We start from the raw sequence: 2,563 nt of genomic DNA, 5'->3' as shown, positions 1-2,563 counted from the left end.
GCGGGTGTTGTTCGGCGTAAACGCTGGCAAAGGCCTGCCGGATGTCCGGAACCTCAAGGCCATGCGTGGTGCTGCGGACGTACTTGGCCAGTTCATCGCCGTCGGCCTTGACCTGATCGAAGAATGCCTCGTCGGCAAGCCCTTCGGCGCGAAGGTACTTCTCCAAACGGTCCAGCGGATCCTTCTCCCGCCAAGCGGCTTCCTCGGCGGATTCGCGGTACTTGGTGGGGTCATCGGCGGTGGTGTGTGCGCCCACGCGGTATGTATAGGCTTCGATGAGGACCGGACCGCGGCCCTCCCGGGCGTGTTCCAGGGCCCACTCGGTGACGGCATGAACGGCGATGACATCATTGCCATCCACCCGGATTCCCGGGAAGCCGTAGCCCTTGGCCCGGTTGGCCAGCGGAACCTTGGTCTGGACTTCTGTAGGCACGGAAATGGCCCAGTGGTTGTTCTGGCAGAAGAACACCACCGGCGCGTCGTAGGAGGCGGCGAAGACCATGGACTCATGGACGTCGCCTTCCGAGCTGGCTCCATCGCCGAAGTAAGCGATGACGGCGGCCTTCGGGTCAGTGGAATCCGTTGCTGCTGTGAGCTTCTGGTCCCTCTGGATGCCCATGGCATAGCCAACGGCGTGCAGCGTCTGGGCTGCCAGGACCAGGGTGTACAGGTGGAAGTTGTTTTCGCGGGGATCCCAGCCACCGTTGGAGACACCCCGGAACTGCTTGAGGAGTTCGGCAAGGTCTACGTTGCGGACAAGTGCCACGCCGTGTTCACGGTACGTGGGGAAGATGTAGTCCTGGGGCTGGCTGGCGTGGCCCGAACCGATCTGCGCAGCCTCCTGGCCGGTCAACGGCACCCACAGCGCCAGCTCACCCTGACGCTGCAAGGCAGTGGCTTCCTGGTCGAAACGACGGATCCTGGCCATGTCCGCGTAAAACACGCGCAGCTTCTCGGGGTCGATCCGCTTGGCATAGTCCGAGAAGACCGGATCCGAGCCCAGCTTTCCGTCAGGGCCTAGCAACTGAACCATTTCCACCGGTTCGCCTGGCGCGGCTGCTGCCGCGGAGGTTGCCGCGAGAGTGTCTTCCGTCCCGGGGGGCAGTTGTGTCGAGCCCATTCCGTCTCCTTGCTTGCCGCGGCGGGGCGCCGGGCAATGTCTGTCGCTGGGATATATGCCCGTTCCGGAATGCATTCCGGAACGGGCATACTATTGGCTTTCGTCCCTTACTTTATCGGCAGTAAGTTCGGTTTTAGCATTTGTTAACCGCTAGGAACGCAGCGGTGCCTTTGTATAACCTGCACAGAGTTCCAAGAACCGGGTGTTGGCTTCCACCTCGCCGATGCTTACCCGGACACCCTCGTTGGCGAAGGCGCGGACAGACAGCGCACGCTCCGCCGCCAAGGCCGCAAACTCGCCACTGTGCTGACCAAGGTTCAGCCAAATGAAGTTACCCTGAGCCTCCGGAACAAACCATCCAAGCTCGCGGAGGCCGGCCGTGACGCGGTCTCTTTCGTCCACCAGGCTTTGTACCCTTTCCACAACCTGATCGAAATTCTCGATAGAGGTCACGGCGGCGCGTTCGGCGATCTGGGAAACGGCGAATGGCGTGGCAGTGACCCGGAGATGCTGCGTGAGCAAAGGGCCCGAAACGCTGTAGCCGACCCTCAGCCCGGCCAGCCCATGCGCTTTGGAGAAGGTCCTCAGGACCACCACGTTGGGATACTTGCGGTAAAGCTCGATGCCGTCCACGGCCTTCGTATCCCGAACGAACTCTTGGTACGCCTCGTCGATGACCACCACCACGTTGGGGGGAACGGACTGGATGAAGCGCTCAGTTTCCTCTGCCGTGAGGATGGGACCCGTGGGGTTGTTCGGTGTGCACAGGAGGATCACTTTGGTGCGGACTGTGACGGCCGCAGCCATGGTCTCGAGGTCGTGTCGCCCATCAGCCAGCAGCGGGATCCGAACACTGGCTGCCCCAGCGAGACCCACACAGATGGGGTATGCCTCAAAGGATCGCCAGGCGTAGATGACCTCATCCTGCTTGCCGTCGTCATTCTGCCCCGCGAATGTTGCAAGAATCTGGTTCAGTGCCCCCAGGCTGCCTGCGCCGGTGACAACATCGTCAGCCGGGACGTCAAGGAAGCCTGCCAGAGCGGTTCGCAGCTTGGTGGCGAGTGGATCGGGGTAGCGGTTGATATCGGATTGGTCGGCGATTGCCTGCAACACTGCAGGAATCGGAGGCAGCGGGTTCTCGTTGGACGACAATTTGTAGCTGGTGAGGCCCTCGATCGCGGCGGGGGGTTTTCCTGCCGCATACTTCGGGAGCCTGTCCACGACCGGGCGAGGGAGTACGCCCTCCGGTACGTTGTCAGTAGTAGTCATGGCTTCAAGCCTACTTGCCTGCTTATGGCTGATGCTGAGCTTATTAACAGGCGCATGTGAAAGCATGGGCCCATGGGTTCATTCATCATTCGCGTCCTCATTAACGGGCTTGCCCTGTGGGTAGCCACTTGGCTGCTGCAAGGCATGGATATCACTACCAGCGCTACCGAGAAG

At 61.4% G+C, this 2,563-nt stretch carries 2 protein-coding genes and 1 pseudogene; 1 reads left to right on the top strand and 2 read right to left on the bottom strand.

Annotation, left to right across the window (positions count from 1 at the left end; all coding sequences use genetic code 11):
* Together pdhA and HP499_RS23275 are read right to left on the bottom strand one after the other, a co-directional pair.
* A partial coding sequence (gene pdhA, locus HP499_RS23280) for a pyruvate dehydrogenase (acetyl-transferring) E1 component subunit alpha (protein ID WP_172326427.1) occupies nucleotides 1-1,120 on the bottom strand: 1,120 nt, incomplete at its 3' end.
* A 150-nt stretch (nucleotides 1,121-1,270) separates the two neighbouring features.
* Complete coding sequence (locus HP499_RS23275) at nucleotides 1,271-2,389, bottom strand: histidinol-phosphate transaminase (RefSeq protein ID WP_172326426.1); 1,119 nt, start codon at nucleotides 2,387-2,389, stop codon at nucleotides 1,271-1,273.
* A 72-nt stretch (nucleotides 2,390-2,461) separates the two neighbouring features.
* Between HP499_RS23275 and HP499_RS23270 the strand changes: the two are divergent.
* Nucleotides 2,462-2,563: pseudogene (locus HP499_RS23270) on the top strand (phage holin family protein); the annotation flags it as partial.

It is taken from the genome of Paenarthrobacter sp. CM16, assembly GCF_013179505.1.
Classification (GTDB): domain Bacteria; phylum Actinomycetota; class Actinomycetes; order Actinomycetales; family Micrococcaceae; genus Arthrobacter.
This window is presented reverse-complemented; position numbering and strand designations above follow the sequence as displayed.